20 protein-coding genes are annotated in these 19074 nt (G+C 44.0%); 6 read left to right on the top strand and 14 right to left on the bottom strand.

Going from position 1 to position 19074, the window contains the following annotated elements; translation table 11 throughout:
- Window positions 1-34 precede the first annotated feature (34 nt).
- Together J2Z65_RS16355 and J2Z65_RS16360 are read right to left on the bottom strand one after the other, a co-directional pair.
- A complete protein-coding gene (locus J2Z65_RS16355) occupies window positions 35-1690 on the bottom strand; it encodes an ABC1 kinase family protein (protein ID WP_338111707.1) in 1656 nt (551 codons plus the stop codon).
- A 27-nt stretch (window positions 1691-1717) separates the two neighbouring features.
- On the bottom strand, window positions 1718-2014 hold the full coding sequence (locus tag J2Z65_RS16360; RefSeq protein WP_167059724.1) for a phasin family protein: 297 nt from the start codon (window positions 2012-2014) through the stop codon (window positions 1718-1720).
- 182 nt (window positions 2015-2196) lie between these two features.
- Here J2Z65_RS16360 and J2Z65_RS16365 point away from each other — a divergent pair, with 182 nt between their 5' ends.
- The 5 genes from J2Z65_RS16365 (at window position 2197) to J2Z65_RS16385 (ending at window position 6121) form a co-directional block, all read left to right on the top strand.
- Entirely contained in the window at window positions 2197-3951 is a 1755-nt protein-coding gene (locus J2Z65_RS16365) for a sulfatase family protein (RefSeq protein ID WP_167059727.1), read from the top strand.
- Window positions 3952-4109: 158 nt separating this feature from the next.
- Entirely contained in the window at window positions 4110-4490 is a 381-nt protein-coding gene (locus J2Z65_RS16370) for a MerR family transcriptional regulator (RefSeq protein WP_209855918.1), read from the top strand.
- Between the two features lie 18 nt (window positions 4491-4508).
- Window positions 4509-5270 carry an SDR family oxidoreductase gene (locus J2Z65_RS16375; protein ID WP_167059730.1) on the top strand — a complete coding sequence of 254 codons (762 nt, stop codon included), beginning with the start codon at window positions 4509-4511 and terminating at the stop codon, window positions 5268-5270.
- Window positions 5271-5533: 263 nt separating this feature from the next.
- Entirely contained in the window at window positions 5534-5734 is a 201-nt protein-coding gene (locus tag J2Z65_RS16380; RefSeq protein ID WP_145663082.1) for a cold-shock protein, read from the top strand.
- Between the two features lie 159 nt (window positions 5735-5893).
- Entirely contained in the window at window positions 5894-6121 is a 228-nt protein-coding gene (locus J2Z65_RS16385; protein WP_167059733.1) for a cold-shock protein, read from the top strand.
- Between the two features lie 40 nt (window positions 6122-6161).
- Here the strand turns inward: J2Z65_RS16385 and J2Z65_RS16390 are convergent, their stop codons facing one another.
- The 9 genes from J2Z65_RS16390 to J2Z65_RS16430 are packed head-to-tail and all read right to left on the bottom strand — an operon-like array spanning window position 6162 to window position 14251.
- On the bottom strand, window positions 6162-7019 hold the full coding sequence (locus tag J2Z65_RS16390) for a DUF6454 family protein (RefSeq protein WP_193580958.1): 858 nt from the start codon (window positions 7017-7019) through the stop codon (window positions 6162-6164).
- Window positions 7020-7050: 31 nt separating this feature from the next.
- Window positions 7051-7803, bottom strand: a complete 753-nt coding sequence (locus J2Z65_RS16395) for a glycerophosphodiester phosphodiesterase (RefSeq protein WP_167059736.1) — start codon at window positions 7801-7803, stop codon at window positions 7051-7053.
- A 17-nt stretch (window positions 7804-7820) separates the two neighbouring features.
- Window positions 7821-8813 carry a CehA/McbA family metallohydrolase gene (locus J2Z65_RS16400; RefSeq protein WP_167059738.1) on the bottom strand — a complete coding sequence of 331 codons (993 nt, stop codon included), beginning with the start codon at window positions 8811-8813 and terminating at the stop codon, window positions 7821-7823.
- A 4-nt stretch (window positions 8814-8817) separates the two neighbouring features.
- Entirely contained in the window at window positions 8818-9282 is a 465-nt protein-coding gene (locus J2Z65_RS16405) for a hypothetical protein (RefSeq protein ID WP_209855920.1), read from the bottom strand.
- Window positions 9279-10124: an ABC transporter permease gene (locus J2Z65_RS16410; protein WP_167059740.1), complete on the bottom strand. Its 846-nt coding sequence runs from the start codon at window positions 10122-10124 to the stop codon at window positions 9279-9281. The genes J2Z65_RS16405 and J2Z65_RS16410 overlap by 4 nt, the downstream gene beginning before the upstream one ends.
- Window positions 10121-11299 (bottom strand): extracellular solute-binding protein, encoded by a 1179-nt coding sequence (locus J2Z65_RS16415; RefSeq protein ID WP_167059742.1) that lies wholly within the window; start codon window positions 11297-11299, stop codon window positions 10121-10123. Before J2Z65_RS16415 ends, J2Z65_RS16410 begins: the two co-directional genes overlap by 4 nt.
- 24 nt (window positions 11300-11323) lie before the next feature.
- Window positions 11324-12355 (bottom strand): ABC transporter ATP-binding protein, encoded by a 1032-nt coding sequence (locus tag J2Z65_RS16420; RefSeq protein WP_167059745.1) that lies wholly within the window; start codon window positions 12353-12355, stop codon window positions 11324-11326.
- Between the two features lie 34 nt (window positions 12356-12389).
- Window positions 12390-13214 carry an ABC transporter permease gene (locus J2Z65_RS16425; protein ID WP_167059748.1) on the bottom strand — a complete coding sequence of 275 codons (825 nt, stop codon included), beginning with the start codon at window positions 13212-13214 and terminating at the stop codon, window positions 12390-12392.
- A gap of 29 nt (window positions 13215-13243) precedes the next feature.
- Window positions 13244-14251, bottom strand: a complete 1008-nt coding sequence (locus J2Z65_RS16430) for a LacI family DNA-binding transcriptional regulator (protein WP_167059750.1) — start codon at window positions 14249-14251, stop codon at window positions 13244-13246.
- 285 nt (window positions 14252-14536) lie between these two features.
- Here J2Z65_RS16430 and J2Z65_RS16435 point away from each other — a divergent pair, with 285 nt between their 5' ends.
- On the top strand, window positions 14537-15580 hold the full coding sequence (locus J2Z65_RS16435; protein WP_167059753.1) for an S-layer homology domain-containing protein: 1044 nt from the start codon (window positions 14537-14539) through the stop codon (window positions 15578-15580).
- A gap of 77 nt (window positions 15581-15657) precedes the next feature.
- On the opposite strand, the gene J2Z65_RS16440 is transcribed toward J2Z65_RS16435, so the two are convergent.
- From J2Z65_RS16440 to J2Z65_RS16450, 3 genes are all read right to left on the bottom strand, one after another.
- A complete protein-coding gene (locus tag J2Z65_RS16440; RefSeq protein ID WP_167059755.1) occupies window positions 15658-16278 on the bottom strand; it encodes an HAD family hydrolase in 621 nt (206 codons plus the stop codon).
- A 432-nt stretch (window positions 16279-16710) separates the two neighbouring features.
- Window positions 16711-17874 carry a serine hydrolase domain-containing protein gene (locus tag J2Z65_RS16445; RefSeq protein WP_167059757.1) on the bottom strand — a complete coding sequence of 388 codons (1164 nt, stop codon included), beginning with the start codon at window positions 17872-17874 and terminating at the stop codon, window positions 16711-16713.
- A gap of 134 nt (window positions 17875-18008) precedes the next feature.
- Entirely contained in the window at window positions 18009-18863 is an 855-nt protein-coding gene (locus J2Z65_RS16450) for an aldo/keto reductase (protein WP_167059760.1), read from the bottom strand.
- Window positions 18864-19074 lie beyond the last annotated feature (211 nt).

A 19074-nucleotide genomic window follows, 5' to 3' on the forward strand; every position in this document is an offset into this window, starting at 1 on the left:
GGGAATTTCCTGAAGCTGTCAGTAGCTTTTCGTTCTAGAATCTTCCAGATCTAAAGATCGACAGCAGGAGCCAAATCATCATTAACGAAGCGACTGCAAACCCGAACTCGATTGTCGGCACGTTAAGAAGGAAATAGGGCCAACGGCCAATGATGGAAGAACCGATGATGAGACCCATCATAAGCAAGCTAAAGGACAGGAGCACGATACTAAACGTGATCCGGTTGCCGATGCGATCCATCTTGCGCAGGATAGCATCGGCCTCGGGCACGCTGATGTCCAGATGGATTTTTCCCTTCTTAATCATCGAAATGAGATCTCGGGACTGTCTTGGTAAATTCAGCAGCATGTACCCGTAATCTGTTATATCTTTGAGAATACTTGAAGTCAGATTCTTTGGGCGGAATCGTTCCATCATCAGTTGAAGACCGAACGGCTCAGCTAGCTTAACGATGCTGATTGTCGGGTCCAGTTTCACGACAACCCCTTCAATCGTTACCAACGTTTTCCCTAGTAAGATAAAATCCGCAGGAACGCGAATATGATACTTGTACGCCACTTCGAACAGATCGTTGACGATTCCGCCTAGACTTACCTCACTAAGTGGGACGCCGTAATACTGCTTTCTAAGCCCGTCGATATCATCTCGCAGTTCCGCCATATTGATTTCCTCGTCAATAAGTCCGATGCGGTAGATCGCCTTAATCACCCCGTCGGTGTTCTGACGCATAAGCGCAATGATCAGTGAGGAGAAATGAAGCTTCATCTCTGCCGTAAGCCGGCCTACCATGCCAAAATCGAGAAAAGCAATCACTTCGCCCGGCAGAATGACAATGTTCCCTGGATGAGGATCTGCATGAAACAACCCCTCCACGAAGATCTGATGAAACAATGCCTGAATGATCCGCTTGGCGATACGCGCCCGGTCGTACCCTTGTACGAGGAGTTGATCTTCTTGATACAATCGGACGCCTTCGATATATTGCATCGTGATGACTTTCCTCGAGCTGTACTCGTTATAAATCAGCGGTACATAGATATGGGAGACATGCTTGAATTGTTCGGCTATTCTCTCTGCATTCCTTGCCTCTGTCGTATAATCCAACTCACTTATGAGCGATCTCCCGAATTCCTCAATGATGATCTCCAGCTGAAGGCGCCGCGCCCACGCAAAGCGACGTTCGGCCAGCGCTGCCAAATCCGCTAAAATTTCCAAATCGGTTCTGATCGAGTCCGCGGCTTCGGGACGTTGGATTTTGACTGCCACATGCTCTCCTGTTCGCAGTATGCCACGGTGTACTTGCCCAATTGATGCAGCTGCAAGCGACTGCACATCGAAATGTCCATAGACGGACTCGATGCTTTGTCCCAATTCCGCCTCGATTGTATCCTGTACCTGTCTATACGGGATAGACTTCACTTGATCTTGAAGTTTTTCCAACTCCTTCACAATATCTTCCGGAAGCAGATCCGAACGGGTACTGGCGATCTGTCCCAGCTTAATGAAGGTAGGACCAAGCTCTTCAACGACATTCTTGATGCGCAGCCCTAACGACTTGCTATCCGCATCTACATCCACTCGAAACCTTCTTATCGGGATTCGCAGACGCTGCAGCAGATCCGACTCCTCCACCAGGAAGCCGAAACCGTGGCGAACCAGAGTAACAACTATGTCCCGGTATCGTTGCAACTGCCGTATCCTTCTCCTCATAATCAACTAGGCCTGCGACTTCTGTTCCAGTTGGTCGATTCGCTGCTCTAACCGCTTGATGTCATCCTCAGTTGCCACGTGCAGCTCGCCCAGCAGCTTCAGCAGCTGCGCACGGACGATTCGCTTGAGATCATCCTGCTGCTCCTCCCCCCTCTTAATCAGCTTCGCCACTAACTCCTTCGACTCGTCGGGGGCCACTTCTCCTTTCGCCACGAGTTCATTCACAAAGCTTTCCAGCTTCTCTTTCGTGGCAACCGTGATTCCCAACCCGAGTGAGAAGGCATTCTTGATCAAGTCATTCATCTAGTCCACTCCTTTACAAACTAATGTAGTCTATATGGTTTCCAATGGCTTCCACTGCTATGTATGCAGAGCAGACAACATGGTGTCCGGACAATTAGAAGAGTCCCCATCTTAATCAGCATGGTGATAACCTTACCCGCATAAATCTAGGTTTAGAACAGGTTAACTTGGGGGGTGCACAAATGATAAACAAACCGAACTTCCTTCTGATCGTCGTCGATGAGGAGCGGTATCCTCCCATCTACGAAAGCCCTGAGATTGGAGCTTGGCGGCATTCAAATCTCCTTGCCCACGAACGGTTGCGCGAAAATAGCGTAGAACTTCACCGTCATTATATTGGTAGTGCTGCCTGCTGTCCAAGCCGGGCTACGATGTTTACCGGGCATTATCCGTCACTCCATGGTGTCTCGCAAACGAACGGCATCGCGAAAAGTGCTTTCGATTCCGATATGTTCTGGTTGCCTCCGAATACGGTCCCTACGATGGGCAATTATTTTCGCGAGGCTGGTTACCAGACGTATTACAAAGGCAAATGGCATATTTCGTATGAAGATATTCTAGTTCCAGGAACTCATATTGATATGCCAAGTTACAATCCAGCTACCGGTGTTCCGTACCCACAGAAAGAACAGCTCTATATGTCAGCAGATCCGTTGAACGCCTACGGCTTCTCTTCTTGGATTGGACCGGAACCGCATGGCCGCGATCCTCGTAATTCTGCTTCTTCGGCAGCTACAGGCTTGAGCGGCAGGGACGTCGTTTACAGCGCCGAGACTGTTAACTTGATTGAAGCGTTGGATCGTCAAAAACGTACCGATGCTGATGCAAAACCATGGCTCGTTGTCGCCTCTTTTGTAAATCCGCACGATATTGTACTGTATGGTATGCTGACTGAGCATCTTCCGAAATTGTTTCATTTCCAAGTCGATCCGATGCCGGAAGTCCATGCTCCGCCCACAATCGGTGAACTTCTGAATACGAAGCCACAATGTCAGGCAAGCTACCGGGATACTTATCCTAAAGCCCTACAGCCAATCGTAAATGACTCGTTTTATCGAAAGCTATATTATCAGCTGCAAAAAAATGCTGACCAGCAAATTACGAAAGTCTTAGAAGCGCTGATCCTCTCTTCTTTCAGTGACGACACCATTGTCATATTCACTTCAGACCACGGCGAGCTGTTAGGTGCTCATGGCGGTCTGCATCAGAAAATGTACTGTGCCTATGAAGAAGTTCTTCATGTGCCCTTCCTCATTCACAACAAGCGTCTTTTCCCGCACAGGCAAAGCTTTTCGGAGCTAACCTCTCATGTCGACCTTCTGCCTACGATGCTTGGACTTGCGGATGCAGATATTCCCGGAATTCAAAATCGATTGCAGATCTCCTTCAGCGAAGTCCGCCCCTTCGTTGGCCGCGATTTAACGCCATATTTACTAGGTCGTAAACAGCTTGGGGAATCCTCCGATCCCAAAGAGCCCGTTTACTTCATGACCGATGATGATATAACACGTGGCCAGCATCAATACAATCCATTAGGGAAAGCATACTCCTCTGTCGTTCAGCCTAATCACATCGAGACGGTCATCGCCGATCTACCCGTACAGCAGGGAATGTCAATTCAGCATTGGAAATATACCCGTTACTTCGACAACACGCAGTTCTGGAGTGTGCCGGGTGTACGGGATGCCACGATTCGAATGTTTGGTGAAGAATGTGCAGATCCCTCACAAACATCTACTCCCACTTGTCATGTAACTTATAAAACTGAACCGGTTCCTGATCAATACGAGTTGTACAATCTAACCGAGGATCCGCTGGAAACGCGCAATCTCGCTCACCCTGCTTGGTCCACACCGCAATCGGAAATTGTTCGTTTACAAATGGCCCATATATTGGACGAACAACGAAGAAGCAAGCGTTTAACACCACACTCTTGAGCACGAATGCTCACAGCTGAACAGACTGCCATGATGCCCGGCAGCCTGTTTTTGGTGCATGCTCTCTTAACTAAAAATATTTATTGTTGACTTAAACCATGGTTTAAGTCGTATCCTATTCTTGTCGACAACGAAAGATTTACTTTGGAGGTCTCCAGATGAAGTATTGTTCCATTAGCGAAGCTTCAGCCAAACTCAATATTCCAGAATCAACATTACGCTATTATGAGAAAAAAGGACTACTACCACTAATCGAGCGTGATGAAGCTGGCAGGCGGTTATTTTCAGAAGATCAAATTGCGCTCCTTGAAACCGTTAATTGTTTAAAAAACACGCACATGCCAATAAGTGGTATTAAGCAATATATGGATTGGGTTGTAGAAGGAGAAAACACCATTGAACATCGACATGAAATGATGATGAAGCACAAACAAGCAGTGCTGGCTGAAATAGCGTTGATGGCAGAAGCTTTAAAAGGGATTGATGTAAAAATTGCACGGTATACAAACCGTATTCAGGAAAGAAATGAAGTAAAATAATAGAAATGAGGAACTCGAATGAAACTTACAGGAAACACTATACTTATCACAGGTGGGAGTTCTGGAATAGGATTAGCTTTTGCAGAACGCTTTATAAGCGCTGGGAATACAGTTATTGTTTGTGGACGACGTGAACATGTACTTCAAAATGCGAAAGAAAAATTCCCTGGTATTATTACGCGTGCATGTAATTTGGAGGTAGAATCCGATCGCGTCGCGTTATTTGATTGGGTTACAGCGAACTATCCTGAAGTGAATGTGTTAGTTAACAACGCAGGAATCCAGCAACGATTTAATGTGTTAACCGCGGATACGAAGAACAATTGGAGTTATTTCAATAAAGAAATCACAACCAACATTGAAGCTCCTTTCCATCTCTCTATGCTGTTCGCTCCATTTTTTGCAACAAAAGATGAGGCGGCTATCATTAACGTAACTTCTGGGTTAGCTTTTACACCCTTTGCGATTGCTCCGATTTATTCAGCAACGAAAGCGGCGCTTCATTCATTTACTATGAGTCTAAGACACCAACTTTCTGAGACATCTGTTGAAGTAATTGAAGTTGCTCCTCCGGCAGTGAATACAGAATTAGGTGGAGCGGGCCTGCATACGCATGGTGAACCACTTGATGCATTCGCAGATGGGATTTTCAAAGGATTAGAAGAAGGTTTAATGGAAATTGGATATGGTACTTCTGTGAATCGTTTACGCATGTCAAGAGATGAGGTCGACGAGCACGTAGCAAATTTGTATAAGGCAACGAAAAACACAATTGAATAACTACTCTCGCCGCAGTGACGGTGAGCTTTTCTTTTTTTATTTTCGCTGCCTCCTACGATTAACATTCAAGAATCCCATTAGTATAATGTGGGAACCTCCTAAAGATTGCTTTGTGGACTATTGTGTGATAGAATAAACATATTAACAGGATTAACATAAATTCACATATTGAAAAGGTGATCATTTGTGTATTGGTACCTTTTTCAATGTGTGATTTTTTTGTTTAAAATACATGTTAAATAATTATTTGGAGGTAATATATTATGGAAACAGGCACAGTAAAATGGTTTAACGCAGAGAAAGGTTTTGGTTTTATCGAAGTTGAGGGCGGAAATGACGTATTCGTACATTTCTCCGCGATTCAAGGCGATGGTTTTAAATCCCTGGACGAAGGACAACGTGTTCAATTTAACGTAGCCCAAGGCAACCGCGGTCCTCAAGCCGAGAACGTTGTAAAACTGTAATACACAAAGCAAACTGTCCTTAACATGTGTTAAGGGCAGTTTTTTTAAGTAGATAAGAAAGTATAAGTTTTTTACTTTTGCTTCGCATCTACCTTGACAAACGTGCTCGTCCTAAAAGGACGATGAAGTCGTTTATCCTTGTCTAAGGAGGAGTTAACTTTGTATTTTCGAAGAAAATTATTAGAAGATCTACCTCAGGAAAACACTAAAATCTGGGCTTGCGGGAAGGAAGATTGTAATGGCTGGATTCGAGACAATTTTGCTTTTGAGTATGTTCCAACTTGCCACCAGTGCCTCACTCCTATGATTAGCAGTGTTAAGATGCTTCCTCTCCTTGACAATCCCAATATTGATATGAAGTCCCTAAATAGAGGAATACAGATCTAATAGAATTCCCCCCTGTTTAAATGGATTGCAACAAATTTGATTACTCACAAATGCTTGCTTCGTATACGAGCAAAGAGCCATCATTATCATCGGGAACCGCATAAAGCCTCAACTTTTGACCAGCGGACTCTAAGTACACAGGATTACGGGTAATCACGTGTCCTTGAGGTGAAAATTCAGTGATAGGTACCTCATGAATCATATCCAATGTTTTCATGTCAATCAGGGCTAATCCACCCAACTCGTATGGTTGGGAATTGCACCCTGCAGGATTGGACAGCTCAGAGATACCACTCACAATCATTTTCCCTTCGCCTACATAATGCCCATCTTGATAGTCGATAAAGTGGCTCGAGTTTTCTTTCACAAGCTGCAGTTGCCCATTCGGGTTCCATTCATAGAATTTGCGTGACCCCCAGCTATTACCAATAAGCTTTCCATTGTAACCTTCACGGACCAATCCTCCGATATGATCATGGACTCGGAACGATTCTTCTGCTTTCATTGTCCTAGGGTCTACTTTGTAAACGATCGATTGGCTGTTGGGCCGGTATTCGGCGACAGGAACCCAAATATGATTACCATCATAATCAATACCGCCTGGGTGATAAATGTTGCCTTCACCCAAAGGCGTATCATGTACAAGCTCCCCTTGATCGTCAAAGACAAACAAGTGACCGACTCCCATTCCTGGAGTACGATCATGACCATGACTGGGCTCGTCGTATTTAACTGGTACTTCGATAAGTTCAACCGAGGACAAATAAAAGTGCTTCCCGATACGAACAATCCCTTGAGCGTGGTAATTGTTAAATTGCAGATCGATTTTATCAGTAAGTTCCCATTTTGTACTGCGTGTAAGCTTTCGAAACTGCGCAATTAGCTTTTGATTATCCATAAATGTTATCCTTCCGAAGGTATACTGGGATTTATTGCATCCTTTGCTTCAATTGCACCAACCCTGCCACATTCCGTGTTGTTATCGATGCAACGCCTAAATCGACATACGTACGCATCATTTCTTCCTCATTCACCGTCCATACATAAACCGGCAGATCTATGGACGCAGCATAATCCATTAGCTCTTGACGAACGATACTATGGTGGATATTGATGCCAAAACATGAGGCTGCAAGAGCATCCTCACAGGTTTGTACCATAGCTTCTCTATATGGAAGTGTTCTAAACAGGTTGTGGTCGGTATTCAGCAATTTGCGTATTTCCGGGTTCAACTGCTGAGCCAACATCGCCCGTTCGATCTCACATCCGGACAGAAACGCTTGCGATAGCATGCCATATTTCTTCACCAACGCAACGGCTGTTTCGATACTTTCGTCAACTTTCAGATCCAAATTCACAACTTTACCAGAAGCTTGGATAAGCGGCAGCATGTCTTCCAGCCTGCAGATTTGAATCGTTTCACGCAGTTCCCCCTGCGTGACCTCAAACCGGAGCTCTCTTAATTCTTCGAAACTCGTTTGTGAGAGGGACAATTTTTCCCCTTCTACGGTGATCCATTCATCATCATGAGCCAAAACCGGGATGCCATCCTTAGTCACTCTAACGTCTTCCTCTAGCACGTCTGCACCAAACTGAAGTCCTGTTTGTACGGAATGCAGCGTATGATCAAGTGTGTTCATACTGCCGCAATGAGCAGTTATGAGCGGAAATCGATACTTCATGATGCGAAAACTTCCTTTCATCTATCGGCATATATAGCGTTTGTAAATGCGACTAAAGTCCGAACTCCGCGAACTATAGCTCGAAGTTCTGCTCGAATCCATAAAAGTTCGTCGCCAGGAATTTCGATCACGATATTCGGCTGATCCTCAATCACTATTTGTTCACTCAAAACACCTGAATTTCCAATCAGAATAAGTGTGTATTGGGGCTTTGGAAAATTCCATAATCCTTTACGCACGTGATAATCTATGCTTATGTGAGCCTTGTAACTATGACTTTGATCATGCACAGGAATGCAATCACCTATTCCGTACACCGCAGCTTCAGATCTAAGAGAAAACGATACTAGCGGTCCCAACGTTACAGAGACCTTCCCCTCCGAAAGTGCCCGAACCGCTCGTTGAGTCAAAGTCTCCTCCCCATCATCGATATCGAGATATGTCACCGATACTGGTTCATCCGTATGCTCCTGAGCGTGCCAATCGCGCCCTGAAGTGGCTGCAATTTTATAGCCTTCGTTCAGTTTGTCGGTCCATAATCGGTAGGCGCGTTCATTGTCCGTTTTTATGGAAGGAAATGTGCCTGACCATACCTCGATATAGTCGATAGCGTTCCAATCCTCAATGTTAAATTCCCAATAACAGCCAGTACAAATTGGACTTCCTATCCGAAATGGATGTGCCATACCGACGATTCCCCCGCTGCTATGGACTTCGGCAATCCCTTTATGGATATTGTTAGGGCCAGCCAAACGCCAGTCAACAAAATTAGGCAGTCCTATCGTAACCATATGCCCATAAAAGGTCGTCCATTCCATCCCCGAAATAATTGAAATTCCGGTTTCTTGTTCCACGACGTGCTTGTCATTTAAACCCGTCATCGTATTATGGTCGGTTAAAGCTATACACTCGAAACCAAGCGCTTTTGCACCATTTGCCAGCTCTATAAGTGTTTGTTTTCCATCGCTGTGGAAAGTATGACTGTGTAATTCACAAGCAATCCAAGGCATCCGCTTATGCCTCCTCTTGATGAATATGCATGGTATATCGGCAGCTTTCTGTAACAATCGCATGCAAGCTTAGAGTTACGTTCCACAAGCCTGCCGGCAATTTACCACTGATAAAGCCGGGCGAAGCTTCCAATTCACTTATAACTAATAACTGTTCGGGATCGTGCCGATGCCCTGCACCGCGGTGCCGTTCAGGGTCGTCGACGGATAGGGTGATCAAGTTTTTCAGCGGCAGGAAGGATTCCCATTTCGCTTGCAATCGCTCACTCTGATTGGGCTCCGTGTACTTGTGTATACTCTTTAATATCATCGATTTCGATATTTCCCGATCTTCTAGATTTTTGGGCTCATAAGCAAAATGGATCCTTAGCTTGCCAACGTGACTGCCTAAGTGAAACTGATATGAAATATGAGTTTTGGAAGAATTGGGATGTACAATCCCTTGTACATCCAGAATTAGTTGGTTCATCGGGACCTCGCACTCTCTTCGGTAATCATGCTGCGGATATAAAAGTACCCCATTACGGAACAAAGCAGGAACGTAAAGAAGGCAATCGCTGCAGCTAATTGTTTTTCTTGGAATACGCCGAAAACTTGTTCCATGGACACCCCTATCATTTGTGGAGCGTTAGGTCCAATCAGAAACGGCGCTGTGAACGAACCGATCACGCCCATGAACACAAAGGTGACGGCAACAAGTAAAGTCTTATAAGTGAGCGGCAAAATGAAGCGTATGAAAATTTGCAATTTACGTGCTCCAACATCCTTCGCGCTTTCAATAATAGAATTAGGGACCGCGGATAAAGCTGACCCAAGCAGCATCGTTGTAAAAGGAATGTTAAACCACAAATTCGCGATAATAATCCCTTTCATATCGAAAATAATCCGCGGCATTTCCCCTCCATTGAGCATTAGTAAAATGCGGGATACCCATCCATGGTTACCAAGCAGTTGAATTAACCCATACGTAGCAATGACGGAGGGGATAAAGATTGGAATCATGTACATATTGCGAATCCATTTCACCATCGTCCCGTTATTAAATCTCATATAAGCAGCCAGGGCATAACTGATAATAAGCACGAGAATGACCGATACAATCGTCACTTCCAGTGTAAAAATGATGTTGGATCGCATCACCTTATCCGTAAATAGATACGTATAATTAGACAAATCGTAGCCGCCGGATTTATTGGTCAGACTCTCTTTAAAGGAAATGATGATTGGAATGACGACAGTGACGAAGAGCAATAAAAAAGAGGGGATGACTAGAAGTAATCCCAGTATCCCCATTTTCATTTGTTTACTCATTGCGCAGCAACATCACTTTGCCAGCGTTTGGTCATATCTTTGTCCAATTCGCCGATATTGAAGGAGCGGAATCCTTCGGATGCACCTTTGAATGAATCTTGAATTTCTTTTGACATACTAGAAAGCTTAATCCCTGGGAAGCCATGCATTTTGTCTACAACCACGCCTTGTGCTTCAGGTGAAAGAACGAAATCCAGGAATTTGTATACAGCATCCTTCTTTTCCGATAGCTTAGGCACCATTAAGTAAGTTGGTCCTCCGTTAAAACCTGGCGTAATTTGGGCCATTTTTGTTGTTTTGGGAAGTTGTCCTTTAGCCACTTGCTCAAGTACCATATCCGACCATGCCGGAATCATATCAACTTCACCGCTCGTCAATAAATCTAAAGTACCTTGGTTCTTCTTAGGATAAATACCTTTGCCATAAACGGATTTTCCTAGCTCCTTGAGCAGTGCAAAGCCTTGATCCCACCCTTTTTCTACACTTGGATCGGAATTATGAATAGCTTCTTCAGGCAGGAACTTGTACAGGGCTGTTGCTACAAAAGAGTTGCCTGCCCCCCCTGTGGATGGATCGTTATAGGCGAATCTGTCCGGATTTTTCTTGATCCAATCGTATAGTTCATCCAAAGTAGTTGGAGGTGTTTTTACTTTATCACTGTTATAAGCCAATACAACCGCAGAGGAGCGATAAGGAATAGCCATATTGGAGATATCTTTTAACGTTTTCTCATCTACGCTGGCCAGGTTTTTGATTTTGTCAGCGGGCAACGCAGCCCATAGATCATCTTTTTGTCCCCGTGTCACATAAGACAAACCATCTTCATACAAATCGATATCGCCAGAGCCTTTATTCGCTTGTTTAGCTGCCGTAATGCGGTCATAGGTTGGCTGCGCACCAGTTCCTGAAGGAATATAAACCGGTTTTACTTTAATATCCGCATTTTGTTTCTCGAACATAGGAATTAGCGTATCCCATAGGTCTTTTACATTTTGCGAGCCGGTAAAATAGAAGTTAAATTCGACAGGCTGTTTACTGCCTGCTGTTTCTTTGGCCGGACTGCTGCTTTGAGCTGCGGAACCTGCATTTGTCGAAGAAGTGCCGCACCCGGATACAAAAGCAGCAGTGGCGGTCATTAACGTTACTAACATAATAGCGGATTTCTTGCGAAACATAGATGATTCCTCCTTGGGATGGGTTTAATTTTCCGAATAAGCTAAAACTTTTGCAAAGTTTGCTTTGACATGTTGACCTGTATAAAGATCCCTGACAGAATCCCGTGGTTCAAACGCCCGAATGGTTCCGTACTCCGGCAAATGGATGGACACTTCAGCATAATGTCCAAGCACCATAACCTGTTTGATCACTCCTGAAAGACCATGTCCCTCTTCACTTTCGATCAATACGTCTTCAGGTCGAACAGCCAGTTTTACGTGTCCGGTCAGATTTTTTGAATTCGGAAAACTTAAATGCCCTACGGTTACCCGCTCGGCTGCGATCACCCCTTTCAAAAAGTTCATTTTGCCGATAAATTGGGATACAAACAACGTACTCGGTTCATCGTAAATCTCTTGCGGGGAAGCGATTTGCTCGATATTTCCTTGGTTCATAACGACAATGCGGTCTGAAATCGATAGCGCTTCTTCTTGATCATGCGTGACAAATACCATCGTAAGGCCCGTTTTGGATTGAATTTCTCGCAGTTCTTCTCTCATTTCGTGACGAAGCTTGGCATCCAGTGCGGAAAAAGGTTCATCGAGCAAAAGAACGGCAGGTTTCAGGAGTAAAGATCTCGCAACCGCGATCCGCTGCTGCTGACCACCGGAGAGTTCACCCGGGTATTTAAGCTCTGCTCCAGGCAAGCGAACCAGTTGAAGGACTTCCTTTACAGCCTTATCGATGTCCGCCATTTTCATCTTGCGTATTTTAAGACCGAATGCCAGGTTGTCAAAAACAGTCATATGCGGCCATAGATTGTAGCCTTGAAATACCATGGAGGTCGGACGTTTTTCCGGAGGCGTACGAACCACACTTTTGCCCTCGATAAGAATGTCACCTGAATCCGGGTCAAGAAAACCACCGATGCTGCGAAGCACCGTTGTCTTGCCGCAGCCAGATGGGCCAAGCAGTGTGATTAGCTCACCCTTACGAACATCGAGTGAGATATTGGTTACCCCTTCTCCTGTTTTGTAGCGCTTCGTCAATTGTTTAACGGAAAGCTGAATTTCCATAATTGCCCCCTTCTATTCGCTAGTTGATCTGTCATCATTTGAGTTGGAAGCCGCTGGACATAATATCCGCGCTTACGAAGCGCTGTGCAGCCAACAGTAGGATAATCGTCGGCGCTGTCAAAATAATAGAAAATACAGCACCCGCGTAGGCTGGATAATCGCTAATGATCGAATACATGACAATCGGCATCGTTTTATAATTGGGGATGCCCACAAGAAAAGTGCCCTGAGCTTCATCTAGCGAGTTAAGGAATGTAAAAATCGAAGCTACGATAATGCCAGGCATCGCCATAGGCAGCGTAATACTGCGGAATACACGGAACGGACTCGCCCCCACATCCCTGGCCGACTCCTCTTGAGCCATATGCACATTGCGGAATGCGGCCGTTGGAATCCAGGTCATGAACATGAGCACGTTGATCATATGAATCAACACCACCCCCACCAAAGTGTTCATTAGTCCGAGTTTGTAGAACAGCACGGCGATCGAAACATAAAGTCCCATTTTCGGAAAAGCATGTGTCAGCAGAAACGAGAACAAGAAGAAACGACTGAGCGGAAACCGTATGCGAGCAAATGCATAGGCTGCCGGGATACAAAGTACAATGGACAGTGCGGTCACAATCGATGCGATGATAAAAGATAAGCCGATCGATTTCGCGATATCCTCTTGCTGGAACACAAACGCCCACCATTTCAGTGACCATTCGTGCGGTAAAACATCCGGGTAGTTCCATTTGCCTGTGAAAGCCAGTATAGCTAGATTAAGAAGCGGGCCTAAGAAAAAGATAACGAACACAACAAGTATGATAAACTCCACGATTTTTCGTGGGCCTATCGCTTTTAAATACCAACGCATTTGGGCTAATCACTCCTATTCAAGCTCTTTTACTTTGTCGATTGCCGGATAATCATTTTGGGGACAAGCTGCTTGGGATTCTCAACGTTCGGTTCCTGACGGATGAGCTTGTCCAACAAGCTGAAAGCCTGAATCCCCATTTCCTCTGTATTGACCCTGACGGTTGTTAAAGAAGGAGAAAACATATCGGCAAAATCGATATCGTCAAAGCCTACAACCGCTACCTGGTCTGGAATACGAACGGATTGCTCCAACATAAACTTCATGGCGCCCAGCGCGATCATATCGTTGGTGGCGAAGATCGACGTGTAGCCGCCAGCGCGAAATTGCTCCCAATAACTACGCATTAACTCATATCCCTCACCGAAAGTGGAAGTCGATGCCTGCAAGATCGAAGATGATGGGATCGCACACCCGACTTCTTCCAAGTAATTTTTAAAACCTTTCAACCTCAAATTGTGGCTGCGATGCGTCTGTGGTCCGGCGATTACGAAAATCCGCCTATGCCCTAATTCCGATAAAAAGTCGGCGACCATTCGTCCGCCTTCTTCGTCTTGATTCACAATATGGATGACATTATCGACCTCTGTAGAACCATTGACCATCACGTAGGGAACTCCGAAGTTAGTGATGTAATCAATGACATTTTGCTGCAGGCGGCTGATTAGGATCAATCCGTCCACTCGTTTCTCCATCATAAAATCGGCGGATCGCAGCGACATTTCATGATCCGTCGTTACGAAAACGGAGTAATTCTGACTTGCAGCTGACATTAATATGGCGTCAAGAATTTTACCGTAGAACGGATGAGACGCAATGGGATGATGCCTGCGATAAATAAGGACGCCAATGTTGTGCGTTCTCTGTGAAACCATAGCCCTTGCGACTGCATTGGGCTTATATTGCAATTCTTCAATCAGCTGGAGTACCTTATCACGTACTTCCAGGCTGGTATAGCCCTTGCCAGAAATCACACGCGACACGGTTGACTTGGATACACCAGCACGTTGGGCAATCTCTTTAATCGTAATCTCCAATGCTCCAACCCCATTTCTTTATGTGAGACCGTTCCCACATATTTAATTTAACTTAGGATTATTTTTTCTGTGTTATCAGCAAGATAAAAAATTGTAAAGACAAAAAGAGCTAGCCCCAGGTCTTTCTAACCATCGGGACAGCTCCATTACCAAATAGTGCAAAAATATCACGGATAACTTACTATCAAAATATTATTTACAAATTATAAATAATTGAAATGCAACATTATCTACGCTAATGCCCGTTTAGGTATCTGAATCACAAAATACTTCATGAGGTGAATAATGATGAAAAAATTATCTAAAATGATGACTCTATCAGCTACTGCATTATTGTCATTTACAATTGCTAGCCAAAGCTTCGCTGCTTCTCCTGCTTCTACTTTTACTGATTTGGATAATGTTGCTGCGAAAGATAAAATCATCGCTTTACAGCAAAGTGGTGTAATATCAGGAATCACTCCGGAGCTTTTTGCTCCGAAAGCTGCGATTTCAGAAGCTCAAACCGTTCAGCTTTTGGTAAATGCGCTTGGTCTCAATCTGGATCTGGTCAGATTCGTTAAAGAGCCAAAGGCTACCGATTATTTTAAAAAGGCAAATAATGATGCTTGGTATGCAAATGCACTCATTACCGCTGCTGTAAACAGCCTTGAGCTACCCATTGATCTTGCGCCAGAGAAAGAGTTAACTCGTGAAGAATTCACTCATCAACTCATTCGTGCTATTGAAGTAACGAAGAAGCTGCCAATGATTAAGACAGTTGTTGTTGAAATTAAGGATCAAGAACGAATCACTCCCGAATACTCAGGTTCCATTCAGCGTGCAATTCAATATGGGGTGATTAAGCTGGGTGCAGATGGTACATTTAATCCAAAAGAAGAAATTACACGTGCTGATGCTGCTGCTGAATTATTCAATGCCGTTGCATACTTGAAAGCTCATACAGCACCAACCTCCACTGAAGTCTTGACAGCGGCGCAAGGCGTCCAACTGATCAAAGATGCACTTGGTAATGTCGACATTCAGTTGGAAATCAAAATTGATCCGAACACCAAAATGACACGTGAATCGTTCACATACCTGCTAGTTCATACTTTTCAAACCAGCGGGAAACTGCCAATGCTTAACGTTGTACCCGTCGAGATAAAAGATAATGATCAAATGGAAATCACTAACTCAGGAGCCATTCAAACTGCACTTGCATTAGGGTTGGTTACATTAAATCAAGACGGCACCTTCAATCCAAAAGGTAACATAAGCCTTGCAGAAGCGACTGAAATTACGAATAATGCTATTAAAAAAGTAAAAGGATTCTTGGAAAATAAATAAATGAAGAAATAAATAACCCACTCCCTGCAATGGAGTGGGTTATTTATTTAGAATCTCACTTTTGAGATTGCTTTTATCTAAACCAGAATTTTTAATATGTCCAATGGCGTTTCAAACTTGTATTTGGCAGGTATATTTTCATGGTTCTTACATCCCCATAAAGCTAATCCAAAATCAACACCGGAGTCTCTTGCACATTCAGAATCGTAGATGGTATCTCCAATGTAAATGGATGATGAGGGTTCAGCTTTAGAATTCTCCAAAAATTTCAAAATTGGTTCTGGATTAGGTTTATGTTTGTTAGTATCATCTGCACAAACAATGTATGTAAGATATTTCATTAAACCAAATGGTACAAAATCATCTTGTAGCTCTTCTTTCGTCTTTGAAGTGACGATACCTTGGACTATTCCTTTATTCTTTAATGTATCCATCAGATTGTTAATACCATTAAAAACATGAATTGAATGATAAAAATCTTTCATAAAGAAGTTCCATCTTTCATTAGCTTTATCAATATTATCAATTCCTAGTTTGGGCAAAGAAACCGTACCTGGAATCCCTAATACAAATATTAGTTCTGATAAGTCAACTTCTTTGTTGTAATCTGTTTTCAATAATTTTTGTAGTGAACCCAACACAGCTTCTTCCGTATCGATTAATGTCCCGTCAACATCAAATATAATGGTACTGTACATTGTCCGTTTACCTCCCATAAATTCCTTATATCTAGACACTACTGCCTCGAGATACCATGTGTGTTTGTTCCGATTGTAGGACCTCAAATGATGTCGTGTCAAGCATTGATCGTTTCTTTAACGGCAAACAGCTGCCTTTAAAAGAAGGCAGCTGTTAATATTTTAAAAGCTATGCGCTAATATCCATTATTTTCAAACAGATTTAAAAAAAGTTTCGTTCCGTTCTCTCCTCAAGGTCACGCCACTCTTGATCATCAAGAAAAGCTTGAAAGTTGTTTTCGCAACAATCACTTCCTTAATTGGATAATGAATGAGCGGGAATTTTTGCATTGAAGCCCAAAAAGGTATGAATGAACGAATCCATGCCTTTTGACTTCATTTGCTGTGATAATAGCGACAATGTATGCTCTCGCTACCGTTAATCCCGCACTTTTAGTCTAATGCCCCGTAAATCGCAGCCCTCAGTCTGGGATGAATGTAAGGCTCAAGGCTTGGTAGTAGTTGCTGCATATACACGACGGACAGTTCTTCCTTGGGATCGATTATCAAGTATGATCCGGCTAAACCCGCCCAACCGAATTCACCTATCGAGCCGTTGATGCCACCCGCAGCAGGATCAATCATCACACGGACTCCCAAACCATAGCCATAACCACGCATATGCGGCCAGTTGAAATCCTTAAGCTGCTGCGGACTTAAATGATTGGTCGCCATCAATTGAATTGTCTTCGGACTAAGAAGCCGCACCCCATCTAGCTCCCCGCCTTTCGCCAGCAGCTGCGCAAACCGGCTGTAATCGCCGATCGTCGAAAGCAGACCGCCTCCGCCGCTTTCATAGCGGCTTCCGGATTGATAGTGGGCGTCCATTCTGGTATTAGGAGTAAGCGTGCCGTCTTCTGCACGATCGTACATGGTGCATAGACGATCCCTCTTGTCCTCTGGTATCCGGAAAGAAGTGTCGGTCATCCCAAGTGGATCGAAAATTTCTTTCTGCAGAAAATCACCGAATGTTCGTCCGCACAATACTTCGATCAAAGCAGCCAAAACATCGTGGCTTGTACCATACTTCCAGTGTGTGCCTGGATCGAAAGCCAGCGGAACGGACGCCAATGCTTTGGACAGAGCCCGCATGTCCTCGGTAGCTGCAGCGTTCTCCATGATTGCACGAGTTTGTCGCTCGGTTTCCGTGCTGTCCCCACCATACGTAAGACCGGAGGACATTGTGAAAAGATCCTTGACGAGGATCGGACCCGACGCAGAAGATAAAGATCTGGCGCCGTACTCGTTATATCGGTACACCTGCGGGTTTTTGAACTCCGGCAGGTACTCTTCCAATGGATCGTTAAGCAGGAAAAGTCCTTTCTCAAAGAGCATGAGTGCCGCGGTACAGGTAATTACCTTTGTCATCGAATAAATTCGGTAGATCGTATCCGGAGTGATCTCCTTCTTCTTCTCCAAATCCGAATATCCATGGGTTTCCTGATAAACAACTTCTCCCCGCCGTACAACGGTACAAGCACAGCCGGCAGGTCCCTTTTCCATGATACTCTTAAGCAGCGGAGTCAAGCGTTCATTCAATCGCTTACTAGGGTTCATTCTCCTATCCCCTCCCATAATCGTTTACTATCATAATTATAGCATAATCTTCCATAAAAATTAGACCAAATCTATCTATCTCTCGTTGTAAGGTCTAGCAAAGAAAAAGCAGCCGATCACATGGCCGGCTGCCATCATGCATTGTCAATTGTGAAATTACTTTCAATCTGGGAAAGATCATCTTTATCTAATTCCCAGCCTATGGCGCTTAAATTATCAAAGATGTGTGCCTTGTTCGCGGCTTTAGGGATAGTAACTAATCCTTCCTGCCTCAACACCCAGTTTAACGCCACTTGATATACTGTCTTGCCGTGTTTGGCTCCTATTAATTCCAATACCATTCGCCCATGCGATCCAACCGGAGGAAAACCTTTCATGCCAAATACATGAGGAGCATATCCAAAGGGTGAGTACCCCATAATCGTTACTCCATTTTTCTTAGCAAATGGCAAAATCTGATTTTCTATACTTCTATCGTTCAAATGGTAGGCTACTTGATTACAAACTAAGGGCACACTACCTAAATGGTATTGTGCTTCTTGCATTAGTTGAGTGGAAAAATTGCTTACTCCAACATATTTAACTAAGCCCCTGCTAACTAATTCAGCCATTGCCCCCATTGTTTCCGAAAGATCATGCTGCTGACTCGGCCAATGCTGTAAATACAAATCAATGTGGCTTATCTTTAAGCGTTCCAAACTTGCCTCTGCTGCTCTCAAAACACCTTTGTAAGAACAATTTTTTGCAGATACTTTAGTTACAAGGAACACATCATTTCTAATATCTTGGATTGCTTTACTAACAATCCTTTCTGCCCCTCCATTTCCATATTCTTCGGCAGTATCAATCAAGGTAAGCCCATTTGCAATTCCATAACGCAAAGCTTCTATTTCGTCTTTTTCTTTATTTTTATCTTCGCCGAATTTCCAAGTTCCTTGACCTATTGCAGATATGCTTACATCCGTGTTGCCAAGCCTACGATAAAGCATGCACGAATCCTCCCTTTTGAGAAGCCATTTTTGCAATTTCATTTTATTTTTTCTTTTTAGGATACAATTTGTCGAGTTTGTAATCTACGAAAACACAAATAAGAATTCCTACTCCGATCAAAAGATAAGCCCAACAATGAAAACCGGTAAAATGCTGGATATCTCTTTTTTCCAATCGGTTAATTTAGTTAGGAAGAACCTACCAAATAAA

The sequence above is a fragment of the Paenibacillus aceris genome (assembly GCF_017874035.1).
GTDB classification, from domain to species: domain Bacteria; phylum Bacillota; class Bacilli; order Paenibacillales; family NBRC-103111; genus Paenibacillus_E; species Paenibacillus_E aceris.